Here is a 22,332-nt window from a genome sequence, read left to right on the forward strand (position 1 = left end):
CCCGATGGCGGGCGCCATGGGGTCAGAAATCCTTGCGCAGCTGCACGCCGAAATAGCGGCCATCGTCGCGTGGGACGATGCGGCTGGTGCTGGCACCGGCCGAAAGTGACGGCGAATAGGACTTGTCGGTGAGGTTCTTGGCCAGCAGCGCGACGCGCCAGCCCTGGTTGTAGTCGGCCAGCGCCACGCTGGCGTTCCAGATGCCGTAGGCGCCCTGGCGGGTGGTCGGATTCTGGTCGAGGCTGTACTGCACCTCGCTTTGCCAGGTGTAGTCGGTGCCCAGCTCGACATCCCAGCCGTTGTCCAGCGGGATGCTGTAGTCGGCGCGCAGGTAGCTCTTCCAGTCCGGGGTGAAGGGCAGTGGCTTGCCGTTGATGTTGCAGCTGGCCACCGCACCGGGCGGGCAGGCGAACTCGTCGATGCGTGCGCGGGTGTAGGCCAGCGCACCGGACAGCTTGAGCTGGCGGGTGGCCTGCAGCGCCCAGTCCAGTTCCGCGCCCTGGCTGATCACGCTGCCGGCGTTGATCAGGCGCGTCACCACCGAGGTGCCCACCACGTCGTAGGCATTGGCCTGGTAGTTGTCGTACTTGGAGTGGAACAGCGCCAGGTTGGCGGTCAGACGGTTGTCCCAGGCCGTGCTCTTGAGGCCGATCTCGTAGGTGTCGGAGGTTTCCGGGTCGAGCGGCTCGACGTCGATGGCCTGCATGTTGAAGTAGACGTTGTAGGCCGGCCCCTTGTAGCCGCGCGAGTAGGTGGCGTAGGTGGTGAGGCTGTCGTTGATGTCGTATTGCAGGCCCAGGCGCCCGGATACCCCCGAGTCCTGGTGCGAGCCGCTGCTGGCGAACGCCGGGCGGATCGAGTTGACCGCCGTGGCCGAGGTGGAGACGCGGCGGTGGTCGTATTCGATCTGGTCGAGGGTCCAGCGCAGGCCGAAGATGGCGCGCAGGTCGTTGCGCAGGTTGAAGGTGCTTTCACCGAAGACCGCGTAGCTGTCATTGGTAGCGCTGTAGTCGGCGCGGCCGGTGGTCGGCACCGAGTCGTTCACGCTCAGGCGACGATACGTCTCCTCGGACTTGCCATGGAACAGGTAGGTGCCGAGAACATACTCCGCGAACTGGCCCTTGGGCGAGGCCAGGCGGAACTCCTGGCTGTACTGGTCGAAATCGACCAGACCCTTGTCGTGCACGGCGGTCACCGGCAGCGCCGAGAGGCTGTCGTTGTCCTGGTACTGGGTATTGTTCCAGCCACGCCAGGCGCTGATCGAGGTCAGGGTGTAGTCGGCAAGGGTCCAGTCGGCCTGCAGCGACAGGCCGCGGTTGGTGTCCTCGACATAGGTGCGGTAGTCGCTGTCGAGCTTGCGGTTGTGCTTGCTCGGGTTGACCGGGCCGAGGGCCGCGGCTACCGCGGCGCTGGGGATGACCAGGGTCGAGGCGGTTTCATCCTCGCCGTCGCTGTAGTCGCCGATCAGCGTCAGTTTCAACGTGTCGCTGGGGTCGAACTGCAACTTGCCGCGCACGCCCTTGCGGTTGTAGCCGTTGACGTCGTGGCCGTTGGCGACGTTCTCGACGTTGCCGTCGTAGTCCCCCCACGAGGTGGTCAGCGAGCCCTTGAGGGTGTCGGTCAGGCGGCCACCGATGCCGAAGCGCAGGCGGTTCTCGTTGCCGCCGCCGTAGTGTGAATAATCGACGAAACCATGGGTGGCCTCGTCGATGCCACGGGTGACGATGTTCAGTACCCCGGCCGAGGCGTTCTTGCCGAACAGCGTGCCCTGGGGCCCGCGCAGCACTTCGATGCGGTCGACGTCGAGCAGGTCCAGGGTCGATTGGCCGGGGCGGGCGAAGACCACGCCGTCGACCACTGTGGCGACGCTGGGCTCGACGCCGGGCGAGGTGGAGATGGTGCCGATGCCGCGCACGAACAGCGAGCTGTCCTTGTTCGAGGCGCTGGCGCGGTAGTTCAGAGTGGGGATTTCCTGGACGATGGTCGAGATATTCGCGCGGCCATCGCGCTCGAGTTGCTCACCGTCTACCACAGTCACCGCCACGGGCACTTTCTGCAGTGATTCCTCGCGGCGGGTCGCGGTCACGGTGATCTTCTTCAGCGCCGGTGCCGGTTGGCTGGCGGTGTCGTTGCTGGTGTCGGGCTCAGCCGCGTGTGCGGCGGGCAGGTAGAGCAGGCCCAGTACGGCCCCAAGGCCGAGGGCATTGGTCACAGATTTCATCGATCCGATCCTGTTTCAGGTTGGCAGTTGCAACACGCCGGTGATCCGGCTGTTCTGGCCTTCCCGTGATCGGGTCAGTGCAAGGCAGCACCCGTTGCGGGGTGCCGGTGCAGTTTTAGCAATGCGCGCTGCGGCCTGTAAAAGGCGAAAAGCGCATGTATTTCATGCGCGCGGCGTCTGGTGGGAATTGGTGATATGGTTATAAAAATAAAATATAAATATCAAAAAGTTATTAATGTAGCCTTGGACGCTGGACGGCCATGAAGCCGGGAGGCTTCGGGCCTTGTGATATGCATCGTCTGCATCCCTTTTATTCACTGCGGGACTGGCTGTGGATCTACATCAACTGCGCCACTTCGTCGCGTTGGCCGAGCACGGCAGCTTCACCCGCGCCGCCGAGGCGTCGTTCATCACCCAATCGGCTTTCAGCCGCAGCATCCAGGGGTTGGAGCACCACCTGGGGTGCGTGCTGGTCGAGCGCGGGGCTGGGGGGCGCGGTATCAGTCTCACCGCGCGCGGGCAGGCCATGCACCAGCGGGCGCGAGCCATCATCGAGGGGGTGTCGAGCCTGCGCGAGGATATCGTCGGCCTGGATCAGGCGGCATCGCCAATCCTGGCTTTCGGTTGCGGGCCGCTTCCGGCCTCGAGGTTGGTGCCCGTTGCCCTCGGCCGGTTTCTCGATCGACACGTCGACACCCAGGTCGACCTCAAGGTGGCGCCGCCGGATGAGTTGAAGCAGCTTCTGGACAACGGCGACATCGAGTTCGTGGTGGCCGACTTGCGCCACATCGAAACCAGCAAGGGCTATGTGTCCCAGGCCTTGAGGCCGCGGCGTTTCCAGGTGTTCTGCCGAGTTGGGCATCCATTGCTCGCTAAGCCGGTCGCATTCGCGCGCCTGGCCGAGCACCCCATGGGCTGCACGGCGTTGCCGGCGGAGCTGCGCGTGTTGCTGGCCGAGCGTGCCGGGCGGCGGGCCTTGCCGGTGAATGTCGAGTGCCGGCACAACGATGTGCTGGTGCAGATGGTGACGACTTCGAACCTGGTGGGCATCGCGCCGGAGGATGTGGTCGGGGACCTGGTGCGCCGGGGCGAAGTCGCGGCGTTGGTGTTCAGTGATGCGCCCGAGGGGCTGGCCATCGGCGGCACCTGTTTTGGCGTGGTCTACCGTGCCGGCCACAGCCTGAGTGCGGGGGCCCAGGCGATGATTGCCGAGATCGGTGAAGTGGATGCCGGTCCTCAGTTGAACTGAACGGTGATCGGGGGCAGTGGCTCTGAGCTAGATCAGAGGAGGAAATGCCATGCTGACCACTCACTCGTAGATCTTCCCGCAGTACAGAAAAGCGGCGAACTGGCCCCAGGGATTGGCTGCGCACATTCCCTGGCCCACTCCGAACCCGCTGTCTTCTGTCCAGGCGACGGCCCCCTCCAGAAAGTCTTCGATCGTCGTATTCTGCCAATCGTCATTCGCGCCTCTGTCTGCAGCCAGGGCGCGGGCGAACGCCAGGAAGGATTCGGCGTCGTTGACCTGATCCAACTGTTCATGAAGCTCCACGTGTTCCTCCGGGCAATGGTGTGGGAAGAGAGTTCGCTGATGTGAACCAAGGTGCAGCGGAATCGACGTACGTATGTTTCTGCTTTAGCGGCTGGAACGCAGTATCGAGCGTGCCCAGCGCGATCGAGATCCAGTCGGCAAACTCACCTTCGTTTCGTGACCAGAACAAGGTCGAGCCGCATTCGCCGCAGAACTCGCGCACTACGGTTTGGGACGAGGCATAGCCCTTGATGCTCTCGGCACCGCACAATATCCGAAGCATGCTACGCGGTACGCTGCCGTACGAAGCGAATGCAGCTCCGTGACCTTTACGGCATTGGCCGCAATGGCAATGGCTCACAGCTTTTGGCGGGGTGATTAGTTCATAGCCGACTGCTTTGCACAGGCAGCTTCCCTGGTATGTCTCTGGCATCCATGTCTCCGTTCATTGAAATTCAGCAAGGGGCTGCAACCAGCGCTAGTGTTCAGGCCCGAGGAGTCTAGTGCGCTATCATCCCCACGAACAGGACTCAGAAGGGCAGGGCGAGCGAATGGATTCATCAGCCAATAGCGTTATGGGCAGGGTATTGAGCATCGATCCAGGGGCTGAGCGGGTCGACGGTCATTGCGCCACTTGCGGGCACGAAACCCGGACATTCCGGGGTTTCGTCAACGACCAACAGGGAGCGTATGCGGTTTATCTGGGTACCTACACTGCCTCGCACCCGGAGTTGGGCGTCGAGATGGCCGTGAGCATTGGCGGTTGGGGGGTAGGCAATGATCCTGCCCTCAAGCAATGCGTGGCGCTGGAGTTTCGTGCCAGTGACACCGGGGCGGGATGGCGGGTGCGCGATGCCGGGGACTCTTGCTGGGCCACCATCGATATGCTTGGCCAGATGCTCCCGAGGGCGCAGGTCATGGAATCCGGCATAGCCTCGGAGGCTTTTGCCATCATCGACGCGGTCTGGCTGGGCGACCCACGCTTGGCCGCGGCAGCGGGCGATTGCTCACTGCTGGTTCAAATGCCGGTAGCTGGCTGCAGCTGACTCTGAAGCGAATACAGTCCAGCGCGCGATTCCTGTAGGAGCGGGTTTACCCGCGAACTATGCGACGCGGTATCTGGCACCGGTTGCACCGGTGTTCGCGGGTGAACCCGCTCCTACAGTTCTTTCGCGGGGCAAGGCCACTGAGTTGTCGCCGCAAAAGTGGATAATTAGTCCGGGCAAACCCTAGGCTCTGCACGAAAAAAGATGCCTCAATCCCGGGCCAGGGTGAGCCAGGTCTGAATCAGGAACGCTTGCGCTTGAACAGCTTGGCAAAGAAGCCGGCGATGGCTACAAAGCCCAGGATGATGAACTTCTTGAACGCCAGCAAGGCAACACCGATCTTGGCGAACAGGCCCGCCTTGGCGGCGATGCCACCGGCGACCAGGGCGGCCAGTCCGTATGGCGCCAGCTTGTCGGTCTTGGCGTCGTAGTCGGCGTAGCGGTTGCCGTCGGTGAAGTTGGTGAAGGCGAGGATCTTCGGCGTTTCCTGCTTGATTGTCTGCAGGTCGGCCATCGCCGCCACGGCGTTGAGTTCCAGCACGCCTTCGCGGCCAAGCACGCGGATGCTGTAGTTCAGAGTGGTCTGGTCGGCGTCTTCTGCCTTCAACTCTCGTGCCCAGTACATCTTGTGGGTAGCCTGATCGTAGCTCGGTGGTTCGGCCCAGCCCAACAGTGTCAGGCCGGCATAGCCTTGCTTGCGACGCTCCTTGTTGTCTTCCTCGTCATCGGCCTTCATCTGCTCGAGCAGGTCGGCGTAGTCGATCTTGGCTGCGTCATCGTCGGAAATGTGGCCGTCGTTCTTGTAGCTGATGATCACGCCCCAGCCGTTTTCCGCCAGTGGATTGACGGCGGTCGGGATGATCATGCCGAGGGTCTTGAAGCCTGGTGGGTTGCCCCAGCCTTCGGTCAGCAGACGCTCGGTGTCGTCCGGCGACAGGTAGTAGAACTCGTTGTTGAGTTGCAGGCTGGCGATGCCGCCGGGCAGGGTGATGTTGCCGTGCTGTTGCTTGAGCGTGGCCAGCCACTGTTCGGCGGTCTGGTGCGGTTGTTCGCTGGCGGTTGGCGCAGACGCGGGGGTGCTGGCGGCAATGGCGGGCAAAGTGGTTGCGCAGAGCAACACTGCCGCCAACAACTGGCGCAGGTGTTTCATCGTAGTCCCTTACAATTTGAAATAATTTGGCCGCGCAGGATAACTGAAAGAGCTGGCCAATCGCCAGGATCCCCTGTCCTTGTCTACATAGCGTCGATGCTCCAAGGCGATGAGGCCCATGAGTGTTTTTACACACCCTGGCCCCATCGCGGACATCAGAACCGCGACCTTGGCGCCGCCGGTCCACAAGCCTGAGGCAACTTCAATTTTGCAAAGCAGGCTCAGCTCGCCTTTCAATATTCCCAACGCAACGTGCCGGTCACGCTACGTGGCTCCCCATAAAGGTCACTATAGACACTGGTACTGGCGTAGTACTTCCTGTCGAACAGATTGTTGACATTGACGGTACCGGTGAAGTGATCGTCGAAGCGGTAGCGGGCCAGCAAGTCGACCAGCGCATAGCTGCCTTGCTTGGCCTCCAGGGTCGTGCCCGGAATCACCTCGGTATTGCCGTAGCTGGTGGCGCTCTCCCAGCGAACACCGCCGCCCAGGGTCAGGCGATTGAGGTCCCCGGTCAGGTCATAGGTGGTGAACAGCTTGACGGAGTTTTTCGGGAAGCCGACGTTGACGTCGACGCCGTCCGGATAATAGGTATTCACATGGCTGTATGAAGCCTGCATCTGCCAGCCGGGAAGCAGTTCACCCGCTACCTCCAGTTCCAGGCCCTTGATTTTCACATCGGCCGGCTGCACCAGTGTCGCGAACGAGTTGGGGTCGGTCAGCCCTGAATCAACGGGGTAATTGCTGACCTTCGATTCGAACAAGGCGGCTGTGAGGTTCAGCCTGCCCCCATAGTATTCGCCCTTGGCACCGACTTCGTAGCTGTCTCCTTCGGTCGGGTCCATGAAAGTACCCTGCACCGTCTTGCTCGATTGCGGCTTGAAGATGCTGGTGTAGCTGGCATAGAGCGAGTGGTGGTCATCCAGGTCATACACGACGCCGGCGTAGGGGGTCACCTCACCGTTCTCGCGTTTCTTGCCATCACCGGGCGCATAGTCGATGGGGTCGCCGTAGTAGGTCACGGACTGGTCCAGTTTGAAATAGCTCAGCCGTGCGCCGAGGATGACCGACAACGCATCGGTAGGTTTGAGCCGGACAGTGCTGTAGGCGGCGTACTGGCGCTGGCTGTACTCGACGTCGCCCACGCGGCCAAAGGGTGGTTTGTCGATATCACCACGCCACTCGAACACGTTGGGGATGGTCGGGTCCCAGCCACTGCCACTGCGATCTACCCAGAGCGGATAGGCGCCGGTGTTGCTGCGATAGCGCATGGCGCTGACGCCAACCACCAGTTCATGTTCGCGGCCAAGCAGGCTGAAGGGCCCTGTGACATAGGCATCCAGCGAGTTCTGTTCGGGCTTGCTCGGCCACTTGGCTATGTACAGCGACGTGCCTGCGCCAGTTTGTTGGTTGGGATAGCCATAGCTGCTGAACCAACCATACTCGATGTCGTTATCGTCACGCATGTTGGTGATGGCGACCTTGGCCAGCCAGTCGTTGTCGAAACGGTGCTCATAGGTTGCGAAGATCGAGGTGCGCTGACGGTCGGCATGGCTCCAGTCTGCCGCAGAGTTGAATGAGCGCTTGAAGTCGGTGCGTTGGCCATTGCTGTAGAAAGCGGGAAAACCAAAGTAACCGCACGCATCGCAGTTGCGCACCTGGTAGTCGATGCCGAAGCTAACGGTGTCTTGCTCGCTCAGGTCCGCCTCGATGATGCCGTATGCGACCTGGCGTTCGGTGCTGAGGCGGTCGGTGAATGAGTTCGCCGTCTGGTACGCACCAACCAGGCGCCCGCGCACCGTACCGTTCTCCACCAGCGGGCCGGAGACGTCGACCTCGGTGCGGTAGTTGTCCCAGGAACCGACACTGCCTTGAACGGAGGCGGCGAACTCCCGTGTGGGCCGCTTGCGTATCATGTTGATGGTCGCCGAGGGTTGGCCGCTGCCGCTGAGCAGCCCCGTCGAACCACGCACGATTTCGACCCGGTCGTAGACCGCCATGTCATTCGACTGGCTGCTCATGGAGGGTTCGAACACCGTGGGAATGCCGTCGACCTGGAAGGTTTCGATCTTCATACCGCGTGAGAAGATGCCGACTTCATCGTCCGAGGCGTTGCTCTTTTTCTTGTAGAGCACGCCGGGCGCCTGGGTCAGCACATCCTCAAGACTGACCATTTTCTGATCACGCATGCGCTGGCTGGTAACCACGCTGACCGACTGGGGTGTCTCGCGTATCGACAATGGCAGTTTGATCGCCGTCCGAGTCGCTCCGGTGGTGTAGGATCCCGTGCCTTCCGTGGTTTCACCCAGGCCGCTTGCATTCACATTGGTGGCTCCCAGTTGCATGGCCGCGTCGGCTGCACTCCTGGTGGTCAACAGGTAGTTCTCACCAGACCTGAGCACCTCCAGCCCGCTGCCCTGAAGCAGCACTGCAAAGCCTTGTTCCACGCTATAACGACCCTGCAGGCCGGTGGTTTGGCGACCGTCGGTCAAAGCGGTCTGGAACGACAGGACCACCCCCGCATCACGTGCAAACTGATTCAATGCGACGCCCAGAGGGCCAGGCGCGATTCGGTAGGTTTGCAGCGATTGTTCCGCACGGGCCTGGCTGGCACTGTCGGTGAGCGGCTGGATGAGGCCCGCCTGGACGAGGACTGCGGCCCCGAGCAACAAGCGGGGCAGCGTTCGCTGTGGGGAATCAGGGGTTCGACTCAGGCGTGGCATGGCAGCTCCTTCAAGATCCATTGATTGGTGAATTGAAGGAAGAGCACGGACGAGAGATGAAAACCGACAATGGCTATTCAACTTTTTTAAGCGGTTTGCGAAAAGCGCACCCAGAAACGGGTACGCGTTTGCAGGTTCAGCTTCAGTGCCTGGGCGATGACCAGCAAGGTCCGGTCGGTATCGTCAAGCGGGAACACCCCGGAAACCCGCATGCCTGCTACATCATCACTGCATTGCAGGAAACCTCTGCGATAACGCCCGAGCTCGTCCAAGGTACGGTCCAGCCGCCAACCGTCGATCACCAGCAAGCCACGGCTCCATTCGCTCAGGCCCAGGTCGGCAGGGCGCGGCACGGCGACTGTGTCTGCGGCGATGTCGAGCATCATGCCGGCCTCTACGATCACTGGCTCCATCGTGCGCGCATTGCTAACAGCCACTGCATGCTCCAGTACCGTCAGCCGGGTGTGATCGGGATACAAGCGGACATTGAAGCGCGTGCCGAGGGCCAGCATGTCGCCGTGTGGGCTGCGTACGCTCAGGGGGCGTGAGTCGGCAGCGGTCTGTACCAGGATTTCGCCTGCATGCACCACGATCAAGCGATGGTTCGCACCGTAGCGGATGTCAACTGCAGTCCCTGTGTTGAGGGAGAGCCGGGTACCATCTGCCAGCGTCACATCACGCCGCTCACCCACGCCGGTGCGCAGGTCGGCAAACCACTCGGGCGAATGGAAGTAACCGGTACCGACGAGGCCGGCCATTCCCAAGCCAAGCACGCCCCCTTTCAATAGCGTCCGCCGTCCGACGAGCACGGCATCTTCACCAATCGTCTGCCGAGCCAACGCACCCGGGATACCCTGCAGATTGGTCTGGAGCCGCTCCACTCTTGCCCATGCCCACTGGTGCAGCGGGTCGAGCACAAGCCAGGCCTGTAGCTGGCTCAGCGTCTGCGAGCATTGCGGCGCAGCGCCCAATCGAGCGTGCCACTGCGCTGCCTCGCGCAACGCCAGGTGTCGATCGGACAATCTCATGCTTGCGAGTCCAGCTCGAAGAACAGGCAGCGCTCGGTAGCCTTGGCCATGTATTTGGTGACTGAGCTGACCGAGACATTCAGACGCGTCGCGACCTCTGCGTAGCTGAGGCCGTCCAGTTGGACCCAGAAAAATGCTTGCCGGACATTGCTACCCAGGCCGTCGAGCATCGCATCCAGCTGCATCAATGTTTCCACGATGATCAAACGATGTTCGGGGGAACACGCTTGAGCCTCCGGTTCGTTGGCCAGGTATTGCAGATACGTCTGCTCCACCTGGCGACGACGCAGTTGATCGATCATCAGTCGCTTGGCGACCGTCGCGAGATAACTCCGGGGTTCTTGGGGGATGCGGGTCAACGCGCTGCTGATCAGACGCACGAAGGTATCTTGAGTGATATCCGCCGCGCGCTCTCTGTCGCCCAGGCGCCTGCGTATCCAGCTCGACAACCATTGGCTGTGATCACGGTAGAGGCAGTGCATGTCGTCGCCAACCGATGCATTGAATCGCGATCCATCAGACATCCGTGACTCCTGGCGAATGACAATGCGGATAAGAATTGATCGCGATTGTAATCGTGCCGTGAAGCTTTTGGAACATGGCATCGAACGCCGTGCAGGCGGCACTCGATGTCAAAACCATCACAGGGCCATGGTGCGGCCAGACACGGTCAGTTTTCGTAGCGCAGCGTGACGGCGAAGTTACGCGGCTCGCCGTAGTAATTGCCCAGGTTCGAGTTGTAGATGGCGGAATAATACTGCTTGTCGAATACGTTGTTCAGGTTCAGTTGCGCGCTCAGGTTCTGGTTGATCTGGTAGTTGGCGTTCAGATCAACCAGGTTGTAGGCACCTTGCGCCACGCTGTCCCGATAGACCTTGCTCTGATGATAGAGGCTGCCGCCCACGCGCCAATCGCTCAACTCACCGGGCAACCGGTAGTTGCTGGCCAGTTTGAACAACCGGCGTGGCGAGGTCTCGCTGGCGTAGTCGGTACCTTTGCGGGTTCCGCCGACGTATTCAGGGTGACTGTAGGTGTAGCCGAGCACGGCGTTCCAGCCGGGGAGAATCTCGCCAGAGGCCTCCACTTCAAACCCTCGGTTGCGCACCTTGCCGCCTTCCTCATAGCACGTCGAAGTCTGCCCTGGCCCGCAAATACGCGGGGCGCCGGCGACGGCTTGAGGCATATGACTCTGGTCGACCTGGAATACCGCGATCGAGGTATTGAGCAGCCCGTCGTAGAATTCGTTCTTCAGGCCGATTTCGTAATTGCTGCCGGTGATGGGGTCGAGCAGCTTGTTGTCGATGTCGTAGTTGCTCTGAACCTGGTAGATCTCGGTGTAGCTGGCGTAGACCGAGGCATTGTCAGTCAGGTCATACACGACGCCTGCATACGGGATGACTTTGCCGTTTTCCTTGAAACGGTCGTCATAGTCAGCAGACGCGTAGTCGACCCAGCTGAACCGGCTGCCCAGGATCACATGCAGGTCGTCGCTGGGGTTCAACCGGGTGGCAGCATAGAGCCCCTTGTCCTTGCGTACGTTGCGGTACTGGATTCGCTCGTAGCTATAGGTGGGCGTGGCCACTTGTGAAGGGGAGAAACCCAGGATATCGACGACGCTTGGGTTGTTGTTGTAGCGCGACTCGTTGATGAACCGGTCTTTGCGCGCGTTAGCGCCGAACACCAGTTCGTGGCGCTGGCCGAGCAGGTAGAAAGCGCCGTTCAGTGCGGCATCCAGGCTGATCTGTTCGTCGTCGTATTTCGTGTCGTTGGTAGACAGGCGGAACTGGTCATTACCGATGTTGTTGCCGTAGAGCCCAAGAAAATCGGCATTCGACCACATCAGGTTGGTGTTGACGGTCAGCCTCCAGTCATCGTTGAACGCATGCTTGATATCCGCGAAGAGCGTGCGATTGATTTTGTTCAGATGTGCCCAGCTTGGCGCAAACGACGCCGAGCGCGACAGAGGATAGAAGCTGCCATCGAGTTGCGTAGGCAAGCCGCCCCAGTCATAACCACCGTGATAGTCTTTTTGAAATACGGTGCCGAGGCTAACGGTGGTCTGGTCGCTCAAGTCGGCTTCGCCGATCGCATAGAACAGCCGGTTCTCTTTGTCGGCGCGGTCTACGAAACTATTGCCAGCATTGTAGAGCAGCACGGCCCTGGCCCGCAGAGTACCCTGATCGTTCAAAGGCCCGCCGACGTCGATCTGGCTGTGGTAGTTATCCCAGGAGCCGCCGCCGATTTCGGCCTTGAGCTTGTAGCTGTCGGTTGGGCGCTTGCGTATCAGGTTGATGGCAGCCGACGGACTTCCCGCCCCCTGCATCAGGCCGTTTGCACCGCGAACGAACTCTACGCGGTCGTAGATGGCCATGTTGTTAACCGAGGTCACGTCCATCGAGTAGCTTTCGGAGATGCTGGTCGGGACGCCGTCGTATTGAAGGTCGTTGACCTGGAAACCGCGGGAGAAATAACGTGATCGCTCGGTACCGAAATCCTTGGCCGTGTTGATACCCGTCGCAGCCCTGGCAACGTCCTCGAGGGACTGCATGTTCTGATCGTCCATCTGCTGGCGCGTGACGACGCTGACCGACTGCGGCGTTTCTCGCACCGAGAGATTCAGCCGCGTCGCCGTGCTGGTGCTACCTGTCGTGTAGGACTTCGACCCTTCGGTAATGGCACCCAGCCCCGAACCTGTCACGGTGGTCACGCCAAGTTGCAACGAGCCCGACGGTGAAGCCGGTAGTACCACATAGCTGCTGTCCCCGCCGGCAACCGCCTGCAACCCAGACCCACTCAGCACGACAGCAAAGCCCTCATCTATGCTGTAGCGGCCGTTGATGCCCTGGCTCGGTTTGCCTGCTGTCAGCGCGTTGTCGAATGACAGGACAACACCCGCTTGCGTGGCGAAGCGATTCAACACGGTGGCAAGAGATCCTGCTTCGATCGCATAGTCTTGCTGGAGCAGCGTGCCGGTCTTCACCGGGTTTTCCGCCGCGTTGGTCGGAGCTGGGGTGGCAATCAACAGTGCTACGCCAAACAGTGCAAGGCGTAGCGCGTTTTGGCCGTTCAACGGGGCGGCGCAGAAGCCTGGAAGGGGATGCTGCATGCTTTCTCCTGATGCGGTTAGCGACATTTTATGAGGTGTCTGCAAGAGGAGTCGCGTTACCCAGCGCAAAGTGACAATGCGTTGTGAACTTTTTTTCTCCGGTTGTTTTGAGAGCAAAAAGTGGATTGCCGTCTGGTCGCTGTTTCACTATATTGCGATTAATTCTTATTCTCTACCTGGCCCCGACATGCCGTCTGGCAACCCACTCGCGACGCTCTACCAAGACCATCAACCCTGGCTGATCAACTGGCTGCGCAAGCGTACCGGGTGCTCCCATGCGGCTGCTGACTTTGCCCAGGACACTTTTCTTCGCGTTCTGCTCGCCGAGCGCCGCGCACCTGTAACGGCAACGCTGGATGAGCCCCGTCATTTTCTGGTCACCATCGCCAAGCGGGTAATGATCGATAGCTTCCGCCGCCAGTCGGTAGAGCGGGCGTATCTCGAAGTGCTCGCCCAGCAGCCCGAGTCTTTCGAGATCTCTGCCGAGGAGCAGCTGTCGCTACTGCAGACACTTCTAGAGCTGGACCGGATGCTCGATGGTCTCGGCGTGAAGGCGAAAACGGCGTTTCTGATGTCGCAGATCCAGGGGCTGACGTACGCTCAGATCGCTGAACAACTGCGGGTGTCGGCCAGCTCGGTGACCAAGTACATGGCCCGCGCCACTGAACGCTGCCTCTTGTACATCGTGGACAATCCACTGTGACCTCTGACGCTCAGCGCCAAGCGCTGCGCCGCGCTGCCGAGTGGTTCGCGCACCTGTCGGCGAAACCTGACGACCCGGCTCTGCACGCGCGCTGGCAGCACTGGCACAGCCGGAGTGCCGAGCATGAATGGGCATGGCAGCAGCTGAGCGAATTGCAGGCGCGCATTGGCAAGATGCCGCAGCGTTTGGCTTGGGAGGTCATGGAAAAGTCCACGCTGCGCGAAACTGGCCCGAACCGCCGTACCCTTCTCAAAGGTTTGCTGTTGGGGGCCGGGGCAAGTTCATTGGCATGGCAGGGATACAGCGTTGCGCCGAAATGGATGGCCGACATCAAGACGCGTATCGGCGAGCAGCGCCAAGAGGTTCTCGCAGACGGCACCCTGCTGGTCCTGGATACCGATACAGCGCTGGATGTGCGCTTCGATGCCAGCACGCGCTTGCTGATACTTCGGGCTGGGGAAATTCATGTCACCACCGGCAAGGACCCCCGTCCGTTTCTGGTGGCGAGTGCCCAAGGTCAGCTGCGTGCACTGGGCACCCGTTTCGCAGTGCGCCAACTCGACGGCCAGACGAGGCTCAGCGTCTACCAGCATGCCGTTGGGGTACGCCCTGGCCAGGCTGAGCATGAGGCCGTGATCGAGCAAGGGCAATCGGTGACGTTCGATCGTCAGAGCCTTATGGCCACGCAACCGTTGAAAAGCGACGAAGAGGCCTGGGCCCAAGGGCGGCTGGTGGTGGAAGGCTGGAGGCTGGACAGATTGGTCGCTGAGTTGCAGCGCTATTGCCCCGGCTATCTCGGCTGCGCCCCTGAGGTCGGCCATTTGCGGGTGTCGGGCTCTTACTCGCTGGGCAACATCGAGCTTACATTGAATACCATCGCCCGCTCGTTACCCATCCGAATCCAGCATCGTACGCGTTACTGGACGCGCATCCTGCCGGTTTGAGGCAGACGTAAGGATATCGGGTCAAGTCCGCCCCCTGTAGGAGCGGGTTTACCCGCGAAGCAGGCGCCGCGATGGCACTGGCTGTGCCGGTGTTCGCGGCGGTTCGGCGCCCCGATAAACCCGCTCCTACAAAATGGACTTCCCCCGAAAAGATGGACAGTTTCGCTGCTTACCAGTCATAGGTAAGGTTTGCGGTCACCGTCCGGCCCTGGCCGTAAGTGCATTCCCAAACACCGGAACAGCGGCTGACGTAACGCTTATCGTCGATATTTTCCACATTGGCCTGCACACGCACGCCTTTAACTGCCAGCGGTGAGCGCTCCAAGTCGTAGGAAATCATGGCGTCATACACGCTGTAGGAAGGCACATCGAACGCCCTGTACGACGTGCTGGTGCCTGGGCTGCTACGCACGTAGCGCACACCGACACCAAAGCCAAGGCCACGCAGGGCGCTGTCATCCGGCATCTTGTAGTCCAGCCAGGTGGAGGCGGTCAGGGGGGAAATGCCGATCGGGTGACGGCCTTTCATTCCGTCATTGTCCTTGGTGTACTCAGCGTCCACACGCGATACGGAGGCAATCAAATTCAGCTGTTTGGTCAATGCTGCTTTACCTTCGACCTCCAGCCCGGTGGAGCGCAGTTCACCGGACTGGTTACTGAAGCCTGGATTGTCCAGGTCGCTGGTGAGTACGTTCTTGCGGTCGATCTGATAGGCCGATATCTGCACGAAGCTGTTCGAACCTGGAGGTTGGTACTTGATGCCCACTTCGTACTGCTTGCCGGTGGAGGCGTCGAAGGTGTTGCCGGAAACGTCGGTGCCGGTGTTCGGCTGGAACGACTCGGAATAGCTGAAGTAAGGCGTTACACCGTTGTCGAACAGGTAACCAAAGCCTACCCGGCCAGAAAACTTTTCATCCTTGATGCTGTTGTCGACGTTGTACAACGGCTGATTGTTTTCGGTGGTGGCCCAGTCGTAACGCCCGCCAAGGGTCAGGAACCAGCGGTCCCACTTGATCTGGTCCTGCAGGTACAAGCCAGTTTGGCGGATGGTGTTGTCCCAGGTGTTGACCGCCGCCTGGCTGAAGTCGATCGGGTTGCCATATACCGGGTTGTAGAGATCAATACCGGGCGGCGCGTACTGGTAGCGCCCGAGGAATTGCGAGTTGAAATGGTAGTAGTCGACGCCCAGCAGCAGCGTGTGCTCGACTTCGCCGGTTTTGAACACGGCCTGTGCCATGTTGTCGATGCCATACACCTTGTTGGTTTGCGACCAGTCGATGGCGTAACGGCCGATGGCGCTCTGGTTGTTCAACCCCGTGGTCGGACTGATGATGAATTCATAGCCGTGTAGCACCGAGACGAACCGATCATCGACGTAGGCGTAGCGGGCGTTCTGCTTGAGGCTCCAGACGTCGTTGAGGGTGTGGGACAGCTCGTAGCCCACGCTGAATTGGTCGCGATCGTACGAGGCGTAATTCGGTTCGCCAATGAATCGATTACGCGAAATATGGCCGTTGGGGTTACCCAGCACCGTACCCCAAACCGGGAGGCCTTGTGGTTCTGGAGTGTCATTGTCTTTCTGAAAGTGGCCGTAGAAGGTCAAGGTAGTACTGTCGTTGACATTCCAGGTCAAGCTCGGCGCCAAGGTCATGCGTTTCTGATCGGCGTAGTCCACTTCCGAGTTGGTGTCGTTGACTACCCCGGTCAGGCGGTACAGGAACGTGCCCTGGTCATCGAGCGGGCCGCCGAGGTCGAAGGCGCCGTACTTACGGTCGTAGCTGCCGGTGCCGAGGGTGATGGAGTGCAGCGAGTCGCGAGTCGGGCGCTTGGATACCATGTTGACGATACCGCCAGGTTGGTTTTGGCCGTACAACACCGAAGCCGGCCCCTTGAGCACTTCTACCCGTTCTAGCAGGTACGGATCGATTTGCAGGGCGCCGCCAGTGCTGCCGCCGCCATAAGGCAGGTGCAGGCCGTCAAGATACATGGGGGTGGCGTTGAAGCCGCGCGAGGTGGGCTCGTCGAACGCCTTGACTCGCGCCGTGAAACCATCCACTTGCACGCCAGGGGTGTAGCGCAACGCGTCGCTGACCGACATCGACCCACGCGCCTTGATTTCATCCTGAGTGACGATGTTGATGGTCTGCGGCGTTTCCAGCACCGAGGTGTCGGTCTTGGTAGCGGTGGCGGTGCGTTTGGCCACGTAGCCTTCGACCGGGCCGTAGGCTGACTCGCCGTTGGCGTTAATCGAGGTCGCCCCCAGTTCCAGTGCGTTGCCGTTGTCGGTGGCGGGTACCAGCAAGTAATTGCCGCCGTCGCTTCTGAGCACGTTCAGCCCCGTGCCTGCCAGCAACTGCGCGAAACCTTGCTCGACACTGAGATTGCCATGCACCCCCTGGCTGGATTTGCCGGCGGTCAGGCTGGCGTTGATCGACAGCGGGATGCGTGCTTGCCGGCCGAACTGGCTCAGTACCTGATCGAGAGGCCCGGCCGGGATGTCGAAGTTCTGGGCAATGGCCGTAGCGCTGGCCGGATCCTGTGCTTGCGCGTTGTAGGTCGCGAACAGGGCGCCGAAACCAAGGCCGGTCGCCAATACCAGGTGAATGGCGCGCGCCAGCGGGGTAATACGATGCTTCATGGCAAACTTCCGAAAGAGGGCAGGGTTACCGCGTCGTTCGCGGGGTTTGCCTTGAAGCCAAGCGACTTGGAAAAAACTGCGGCTGTTGTGAAAATATTTTCAATCGGCCGCCAGCGGTAGCACCGTGACCCAGTAGGCGGTGCGGCGTTCGATCCTCACCGGCAGGCTGTTTTCGAGCAGCCCAAGAATGCGTTCGTTGTCATTGAGCGGGTACGAGCCAGTTACCCGCAGGCCGGCGACCCTGGGGTCGCAGCGCAACATGCCGGGGCGATAGCGGTTGAGTTGGCGCACTAGGTCGCCAAGGCGCATGGCCTTGGCGATGACGAAACCATCGACCCAGGCATCGTCCGCGGCGCTGGCCTGGCTGATCACGATGCGACCGCCTGCAAGCCGGGCCCGCTCACCTGCTTCTACGACTTGCGCAGCGAGGCTCGGCAGCAAGGTGGCAGCGACGCGGCCACTACTGACCGACAATCCTGTGCCGGCGTTGTCGTCATCGCAACATACTGTGAAGCGCGTACCGAGCGGGCACAGTTCGGCATTGCTGGTTTGTACCACCAGCGGTCGCCCGGCTGGATCCTGCGCGGTGGCCACGTTGATTTCGCCGTAGCGAAGCTGGATGCGCCGTTCGTTGCGGGTAAACACCACATCCACCGCGGTGTCGGTGTTAAGCCACAGCTGCGAGCCATCAGCGAGCAGTTCGCGGCGGCGTTCGCCGGTCGCGGTTCGCAGGTCGGCCAGGCTGCCCTGCACCCAGTGGCTGTCGCGGCTCTGCCAGCCGACCGCGCCGAGCAGGCTGGCGCTTACCAGCAGCTTGAGTATCCGGCGGCGGTCGCTGTCGGCGTAGCGGGTCTGTTGCAGCGTGGTTCTGGCGACCGGGTCACGCAACAGACTCGCGTTGTCGTGGATCAGCGCAGGCAACCCGGCCATGCGTTGCCAAGCACGTTCATGCTCACTGTCGGCCTGGCGCCAAAGCTGTAATTGCAGGATTTCGGCGGCGCTGATGTCCCCCGACTGAGTCAGCGAGTACCAGGCGATGGCCTGTTGGCGTACAGCGGCGCTAATCGGCTTGGGCTCAGGTTGCGCAGGGGGCATCGCTGTCACTCGTACTGGCTGGCGTAGCAGCGGTCGAATGCTTTGAGCATCGCCCGTTGGACTTGGTCGACACTTAGCGACATCTTGCCGGCAATTTGCTTGTAGGTCAGGCCGTCGAGCTGTGACATCAGGAAGATCTCCCGCACGCGTACTGGCAAGCCATGCAGTAGCTCATCCAGTTGGGTAAGGGTTTCGATCAGCAAATGACGCGCTTCGGGTGACAGTTCGTGCTGCTCCGGCTGCGCCGCCAGAGACTCGGCATACGCTCGCTCCACGGCAAGACGCCGCCAGCGATTGATCAGCAGGCTGTTGGCGATGGTCGCCAGATACGCCAGTGGCTGCTTGATTTCATTGACCGGGCGCTGCGCCCGGATGATGCGTACGAATGTATCATGGGCCAGATCGTCGGCGTCCGCGGCCTCTCCCAGGCGCTTGATCAACCACCGTCTGAGCCAGCTGTGATGCTGAATATAGAGGTTTTCAACATCCAGGTCGAAAGAGCTTTGCGGTCCCATGTGGTTATCATCGGTATTCAAGACTCGGGGTGGCGCATGATAATCATTAACAATTGAGGCCCGCAAGAAGATTGCCCGGGGGCCATGCTCTCCAGGGCGAAGTCATTGAGCAAATTCGCCAGGCAGAAGCAGGGTCGCAGTTGGCGATGCCCTAGTGGCTCTGCAACTTGTCATGATCGGAGGTAGCTTGCAGCGACCGTCCGCATGGGGGCGAGAGCGGCCAGTCGGGAGCGTCTGCTGTCGACCCGAAGCTGCCGTTGAGCCCGTCGCAGTTTTTGTAGGAGCGGGTTTACCCGCGAACACCGGCACAGCCGGTGCCATCCACCGCGGCGCCTGCTTCGCGGGTAAACCCGCTCCTACAGAGGGCGCAGTTGACCCGAGGTCCTACCGTCTGCTCTGGGTCGATTGCGGCCACTCGCGAGTGGCAGCTACCGCCCCATAGCGAACAATCCACCGAGATGGTCGACCCTGGCACGGGGAGTTGCGAGGAACTCAGGCTGGGCGCTGTGCAATACATCCCCAACCGTCGTAATCAAGATCGAATAAGTGTGCCAGGCAAGCCATGTAACCTGACAGGCACAGAATCACCTCTTGTGTGACTTGGCTGTGGAGGGTCACCCGAATTCGATGTTGCTCTTCAGAGACGGTCTCAAGCTTGGCAGCGCCAAACCTGAAGTCATTGATGAACCCTACCGCGGCCTCACCCTGGCGCAGCTCCTTTGCATAGAAAACGAAATCGACGTCGCGCTGCGTACTGAAATCATCGCCTTGGGAATCGAGGCTGATGAGCACGTCGATATCGGCTGGTACTTGGTTCATCAAATCTTCGAGAATGGCCAAAGCTGTTCCTTTGCTCAGGGGGAGTGAATGGGACAGGGACGCATAGCGAGCACTGCGCTTGCATGGCTGCGAAGAGTGCCACACCTGCAGTCAATTTTAAGGTGTTTCCAGTTTGCATTATCCTAGTGCGGCGGCGAATGCTTCTGGCGTTGGGCTCTCCTGCCATTGCGCGATAGTCCCAGGCAGCACAGCCATGGCTGCTTGCGCCGCGTCCAAATATGCGCGACTGGCTCGAAACGTTCAGAGCCCTCCAGGATGCCGGCTCGCACCACACGCATGCCCGGCGCTGCCGTGGTCTCGTTGCGCCCTTTCCATTACGAACACCCCGAGCTCAAACTTGAGTTGAGCATAAGCGATGCCGTTGAAGACATCGCCAGGCTGCAATCGGATATTGCGGTGCGGCTGACGCGGCCTAATGAAGCTGATATCACGGTGCGGCGTGTCGGCAGTTTACGCATTGGCATCCATGCCAGTGCCGGGTGCCTGGAGCGCTACGGTAATCCAGCCTCCCTACTGTCGCTGCGCCAGCGGCCGCTGATCGGACCGGACAGACGCTCAGCGGATTTGCGTCGGTTTGTCGACGTCGGCCTGTGCGATGCCGACCAGCATTTTGCCATTGCCTCTGATCATCACCTTGCCCAGCTGGCCGCTCTGAAAGCGGGCTTGGGCTTCGGACTCTGCCCAACGGAAATAGCAAAATCGCACGCCCTGGTGCATGTGCTGCCACACGATTTTGGCTTTGAGGTAGACGTGTGGATCGCAATGCACAATGACCTGCGCAAAATTAACAGGATCGCTCAGGTGTTCGAGGTTCTCGGAGAGCAGTTGCATCAATATCTATGCTTGGCCGATCAGTGAGCAGCGTAGACGGTGGCGTCCACTGCTTGGTCAACGGCAGCTGGGGGTCGATAGCGATGCTATCGATTCCAGCCCATCGCATCGTGCCCTGCCGGGGCATGATCGACCTGGACTGAGAAGTGGCCGAAGTCGATCGGTTGCTGGCATTTTTACGCACCACGAAGGGGAGCACGCAATGGAACGGTCTTGCACCACGTATTACCTGGAAATGACATCGCCATCCGAGCTGAAGGCGAAGCCGCAGCGTGATGACCTTCAAGTCATCGAGTGCGAAGTACCCCAGCCGGCACTCAACAGGTTTCTCTATCAGCTGGTAGGCACGCCTTGGCAATGGGGTGATCTTGACACCTGGGGTGATTCCGATTGGCAGGCGCTCGTCGAACAGGATTGCCATCGAACGTGGGTTGCCTACCACCGTGGTGCAATCGCCGGCTACTACGAGCTTTATCGTCCCGACGGCGGTAACTGCGAGATTCGATATTTCGGCCTGGCTCCTCAGTTTCTGGGGTGCGGCTTTGGCGGAGCGCTGCTAAGTCATGCTGTCAGATCCGCCTGGGAATGGCACGGTACAGAGCGGTTATGGGTGCACACATGCACACTCGACCATCCTGCCGCGCTTCAAAACTACCAGGCACGCGGATTCCGCATTTTCAAGCAGGTTGAGGAGCCAAGCCGCTGAGCGCTCGGAGAAAGCCGATGAGTGCGCGTCTCGAGGAGCGATGGCACATACACCCACTGACTATCGTGGGCTTCCCAGGCAACGACCCTTACCGCGAACATCCCGCTTGGGGCGACGATCGTTTCCTGAAAGCAGCCCACGGATTTCAGCAGGCTCGGCAGAGTGCTATGAAGACCTCAAGGCCAAAGCTTGCGGGTTTTCTCTCGATAGCGGTCGAAATACGCATTGACCAGCTCGAACGGAATGTCCTTTTGCTGAAACTGGTCGATGGAAGGGAATCCTGGAGGCGGCGCTGAGCCTGGCAACGTGCCGTAGGCATATTCCCGGGATGCAATGATCGCCTGGGCGCGAGGGGTGAAGAGCCATTCCTTGAACAAGCGTGCGGCTTGTGGGTGTGGCGCCTGCTTGAGCAAGGCCACGCCAGGCCCATATAGGATGGCCACATTTTCAGGGAACGCCAGTGCCACAGGTGCGCCTTGGTCCCGAAGCCTAGCCACGACCTGTGCCGGAGCCCAGAGCACGAAGTCAGTACGGCCCTGGGCGAGGTTGGCGGTAAGGGTGCCGGGGTTGTCGGCGACCTGCGCATTGTCGTGCAGAAGTTGCAGTTGCTCGTCGCTGAGCTTGCCTTCTTCTTGCAGTAGCACTATGGCGGCGTCGAACGGGCTGGCCCCAACGAACCTTACGTGAGCAAAGCGTCCGCTAAATCTGGGTTCCAAGATCTGTGGCCATGTCTGGGGCACGTTCTGCGCGGTGAACTGGGTCGTGTTGTAGGCAAGGGTGAATGCATTGACCCAGGGAATCTGAAAGTAGCCTTGGCTCTGCTTGTAGCGGGCCGGTACCGTGGCGCTGCTGGCCGGGATATCGGCTTGCAGCCGATCCTGGCGCACCAGTTCGGACAGCTCGCTGTAGCCGGTCAGCACCACATCGCCGATTGGCCGCCCTGCGGCCTGTTCACCGGCCAGGCGCGTGTACAGCTGGGTTGCCTGTGTTGGCTTGATCTTGATCGCTGGGTAATCGGCCTCGAATGCCTGCCACAACGCCACGGTTTCGGGGAAGGCGGTATACACCACGAGTTCCTTTTCTCCCGCCTGTTGCGCCGCCTGATACAGCGGGTTAAGGGCGGCGGGTGGCGCTGGCGCGACGGCTTGCGCATCGCTCGATGGGGCCGGGCCGCACCCGGCCAGCAGCGAAAGTAGCGCTACTGCCGGTAGCCAGCGGCGATGAACGGGGGTGGAACGAAGGGCCAAGGGTGTAC

At 60.7% G+C, this 22,332-nt stretch carries 18 protein-coding genes and 2 pseudogenes; 6 read left to right on the forward strand and 14 right to left on the reverse strand.

Features of this window, described 5'->3' with window-relative positions; translation table 11 throughout:
• Positions 1–22: 22 nt before the first annotated feature.
• Positions 23–2,221, reverse strand: coding sequence for a TonB-dependent receptor (locus tag IAE37_RS10080; RefSeq protein ID WP_201172933.1), 2,199 nt, complete (start codon positions 2,219–2,221; stop codon positions 23–25).
• Between the two features lie 331 nt (positions 2,222–2,552).
• On the opposite strand from IAE37_RS10080, the gene IAE37_RS10085 reads away from it, so the two are divergent.
• Positions 2,553–3,470 (forward strand): LysR family transcriptional regulator, encoded by a 918-nt coding sequence (locus IAE37_RS10085; RefSeq protein ID WP_201172935.1) that lies wholly within the window; start codon positions 2,553–2,555, stop codon positions 3,468–3,470.
• Positions 3,471–3,530: 60 nt separating this feature from the next.
• On the opposite strand, the gene IAE37_RS10090 is transcribed toward IAE37_RS10085, so the two are convergent.
• Positions 3,531–3,773 carry a DUF7660 family protein gene (locus IAE37_RS10090; protein ID WP_201172938.1) on the reverse strand — a complete coding sequence of 81 codons (243 nt, stop codon included), beginning with the start codon at positions 3,771–3,773 and terminating at the stop codon, positions 3,531–3,533.
• Complete coding sequence (locus IAE37_RS10095) at positions 3,760–4,185, reverse strand: GFA family protein (protein ID WP_201172941.1); 426 nt, start codon at positions 4,183–4,185, stop codon at positions 3,760–3,762. Before IAE37_RS10095 ends, IAE37_RS10090 begins: the two co-directional genes overlap by 14 nt.
• Positions 4,186–4,303: 118 nt before the next feature.
• Between IAE37_RS10095 and IAE37_RS10100 the strand changes: the two genes are divergently transcribed.
• Positions 4,304–4,798, forward strand: a complete 495-nt coding sequence (locus IAE37_RS10100) for a hypothetical protein (protein WP_236409888.1) — start codon at positions 4,304–4,306, stop codon at positions 4,796–4,798.
• Between the two features lie 241 nt (positions 4,799–5,039).
• Here IAE37_RS10100 and IAE37_RS10105 read toward each other — a convergent pair whose 3' ends face one another.
• The 5 genes from IAE37_RS10105 to IAE37_RS10125 all read right to left on the reverse strand — a co-directional run bounded on the left by IAE37_RS10105 (position 5,040) and on the right by IAE37_RS10125 (position 12,805).
• On the reverse strand, positions 5,040–5,948 hold the full coding sequence (locus IAE37_RS10105; protein WP_201172943.1) for a DUF2167 domain-containing protein: 909 nt from the start codon (positions 5,946–5,948) through the stop codon (positions 5,040–5,042).
• Between the two features lie 233 nt (positions 5,949–6,181).
• Positions 6,182–8,671, reverse strand: a complete 2,490-nt coding sequence (locus tag IAE37_RS10110; protein WP_201172945.1) for a TonB-dependent siderophore receptor — start codon at positions 8,669–8,671, stop codon at positions 6,182–6,184.
• Between the two features lie 86 nt (positions 8,672–8,757).
• Positions 8,758–9,699 (reverse strand): FecR domain-containing protein, encoded by a 942-nt coding sequence (locus IAE37_RS10115; protein WP_201172946.1) that lies wholly within the window; start codon positions 9,697–9,699, stop codon positions 8,758–8,760.
• Entirely contained in the window at positions 9,696–10,223 is a 528-nt protein-coding gene (locus IAE37_RS10120; RefSeq protein ID WP_201172947.1) for a sigma-70 family RNA polymerase sigma factor, read from the reverse strand. Before IAE37_RS10120 ends, IAE37_RS10115 begins: the two co-directional genes overlap by 4 nt.
• A gap of 146 nt (positions 10,224–10,369) precedes the next feature.
• Complete coding sequence (locus IAE37_RS10125) at positions 10,370–12,805, reverse strand: TonB-dependent siderophore receptor (protein ID WP_201172948.1); 2,436 nt, start codon at positions 12,803–12,805, stop codon at positions 10,370–10,372.
• Positions 12,806–12,992: 187 nt separating this feature from the next.
• On the opposite strand from IAE37_RS10125, the gene IAE37_RS10130 reads away from it, so the two are divergent.
• Together IAE37_RS10130 and IAE37_RS10135 are read left to right on the forward strand one after the other, a co-directional pair.
• A complete protein-coding gene (locus tag IAE37_RS10130) occupies positions 12,993–13,508 on the forward strand; it encodes a sigma-70 family RNA polymerase sigma factor (protein ID WP_201173068.1) in 516 nt (171 codons plus the stop codon).
• Positions 13,505–14,452 (forward strand): FecR domain-containing protein, encoded by a 948-nt coding sequence (locus IAE37_RS10135; RefSeq protein WP_201172950.1) that lies wholly within the window; start codon positions 13,505–13,507, stop codon positions 14,450–14,452. Before IAE37_RS10130 ends, IAE37_RS10135 begins: the two co-directional genes overlap by 4 nt.
• Before the next feature lie 169 nt (positions 14,453–14,621).
• Here IAE37_RS10135 and IAE37_RS10140 read toward each other — a convergent pair whose 3' ends face one another.
• From IAE37_RS10140 to IAE37_RS29070, 5 genes and pseudogenes are all read right to left on the reverse strand, one after another.
• Positions 14,622–17,090 carry a TonB-dependent siderophore receptor gene (locus IAE37_RS10140; RefSeq protein ID WP_201172952.1) on the reverse strand — a complete coding sequence of 823 codons (2,469 nt, stop codon included), beginning with the start codon at positions 17,088–17,090 and terminating at the stop codon, positions 14,622–14,624.
• A gap of 99 nt (positions 17,091–17,189) precedes the next feature.
• Positions 17,190–18,185, reverse strand: coding sequence for a FecR domain-containing protein (locus IAE37_RS10145; RefSeq protein WP_236409889.1), 996 nt, complete (start codon positions 18,183–18,185; stop codon positions 17,190–17,192).
• Positions 18,186–18,190: 5 nt separating this feature from the next.
• Entirely contained in the window at positions 18,191–18,700 is a 510-nt protein-coding gene (locus tag IAE37_RS10150) for a sigma-70 family RNA polymerase sigma factor (RefSeq protein WP_201172955.1), read from the reverse strand.
• Positions 18,701–19,192: 492 nt separating this feature from the next.
• A complete protein-coding gene (locus tag IAE37_RS10155; RefSeq protein WP_201172957.1) occupies positions 19,193–19,540 on the reverse strand; it encodes a ribonuclease E inhibitor RraB in 348 nt (115 codons plus the stop codon).
• A gap of 117 nt (positions 19,541–19,657) precedes the next feature.
• Positions 19,658–19,842: pseudogene (locus IAE37_RS29070) on the reverse strand (GFA family protein); the annotation flags it as partial.
• Here IAE37_RS29070 and IAE37_RS10160 point away from each other — a divergent pair.
• Positions 19,841–20,398: pseudogene (locus IAE37_RS10160) on the forward strand (LysR substrate-binding domain-containing protein); the annotation flags it as partial. The pseudogenes IAE37_RS29070 and IAE37_RS10160 sit on opposite strands and share 2 nt — an antisense overlap.
• A gap of 175 nt (positions 20,399–20,573) precedes the next feature.
• Positions 20,574–21,077 (forward strand): GNAT family N-acetyltransferase, encoded by a 504-nt coding sequence (locus IAE37_RS10165; RefSeq protein ID WP_201172959.1) that lies wholly within the window; start codon positions 20,574–20,576, stop codon positions 21,075–21,077.
• Between the two features lie 176 nt (positions 21,078–21,253).
• On the opposite strand, the gene IAE37_RS10170 is transcribed toward IAE37_RS10165, so the two are convergent.
• Positions 21,254–22,324, reverse strand: a complete 1,071-nt coding sequence (locus tag IAE37_RS10170) for an ABC transporter substrate-binding protein (RefSeq protein WP_201172961.1) — start codon at positions 22,322–22,324, stop codon at positions 21,254–21,256.
• Positions 22,325–22,332: the final 8 nt, after the last annotated feature.

It is taken from the genome of Pseudomonas sp. S31 (assembly GCF_016648105.1).
Lineage (GTDB): Bacteria > Pseudomonadota > Gammaproteobacteria > Pseudomonadales > Pseudomonadaceae > Aquipseudomonas.

What these genes read in the sequence shown, in the direction of transcription:
- IAE37_RS10140 (WP_201172952.1), bottom strand. Translation starts at nt 17,090, where the DNA reads ATGAAGCATCGTATTACCCCGCTGGCGCGCGCCATTCACCTGGTATTG.
- IAE37_RS10095 (WP_201172941.1), bottom strand. Translation starts at nt 4,185, where the DNA reads ATGCCAGAGACATACCAGGGAAGCTGCCTGTGCAAAGCAGTCGGCTAT.
- IAE37_RS10150 (WP_201172955.1), bottom strand. Translation starts at nt 18,700, where the DNA reads ATGGGACCGCAAAGCTCTTTCGACCTGGATGTTGAAAACCTCTATATT.
- IAE37_RS10130 (WP_201173068.1), top strand. Translation starts at nt 12,993, where the DNA reads ATGCCGTCTGGCAACCCACTCGCGACGCTCTACCAAGACCATCAACCC.
- IAE37_RS10120 (WP_201172947.1), bottom strand. Translation starts at nt 10,223, where the DNA reads ATGTCTGATGGATCGCGATTCAATGCATCGGTTGGCGACGACATGCAC.
- IAE37_RS10125 (WP_201172948.1), bottom strand. Translation starts at nt 12,805, where the DNA reads ATGCAGCATCCCCTTCCAGGCTTCTGCGCCGCCCCGTTGAACGGCCAA.
- IAE37_RS10110 (WP_201172945.1), bottom strand. Translation starts at nt 8,671, where the DNA reads ATGCCACGCCTGAGTCGAACCCCTGATTCCCCACAGCGAACGCTGCCC.
- IAE37_RS10145 (WP_236409889.1), bottom strand. Translation starts at nt 18,185, where the DNA reads ATGCCCCCTGCGCAACCTGAGCCCAAGCCGATTAGCGCCGCTGTACGC.
- IAE37_RS10115 (WP_201172946.1), bottom strand. Translation starts at nt 9,699, where the DNA reads ATGAGATTGTCCGATCGACACCTGGCGTTGCGCGAGGCAGCGCAGTGG.
- IAE37_RS10100 (WP_236409888.1), top strand. Translation starts at nt 4,304, where the DNA reads ATGGATTCATCAGCCAATAGCGTTATGGGCAGGGTATTGAGCATCGAT.
- IAE37_RS10105 (WP_201172943.1), bottom strand. Translation starts at nt 5,948, where the DNA reads ATGAAACACCTGCGCCAGTTGTTGGCGGCAGTGTTGCTCTGCGCAACC.
- IAE37_RS10080 (WP_201172933.1), bottom strand. Translation starts at nt 2,221, where the DNA reads ATGAAATCTGTGACCAATGCCCTCGGCCTTGGGGCCGTACTGGGCCTG.
- IAE37_RS10165 (WP_201172959.1), top strand. Translation starts at nt 20,574, where the DNA reads ATGGAACGGTCTTGCACCACGTATTACCTGGAAATGACATCGCCATCC.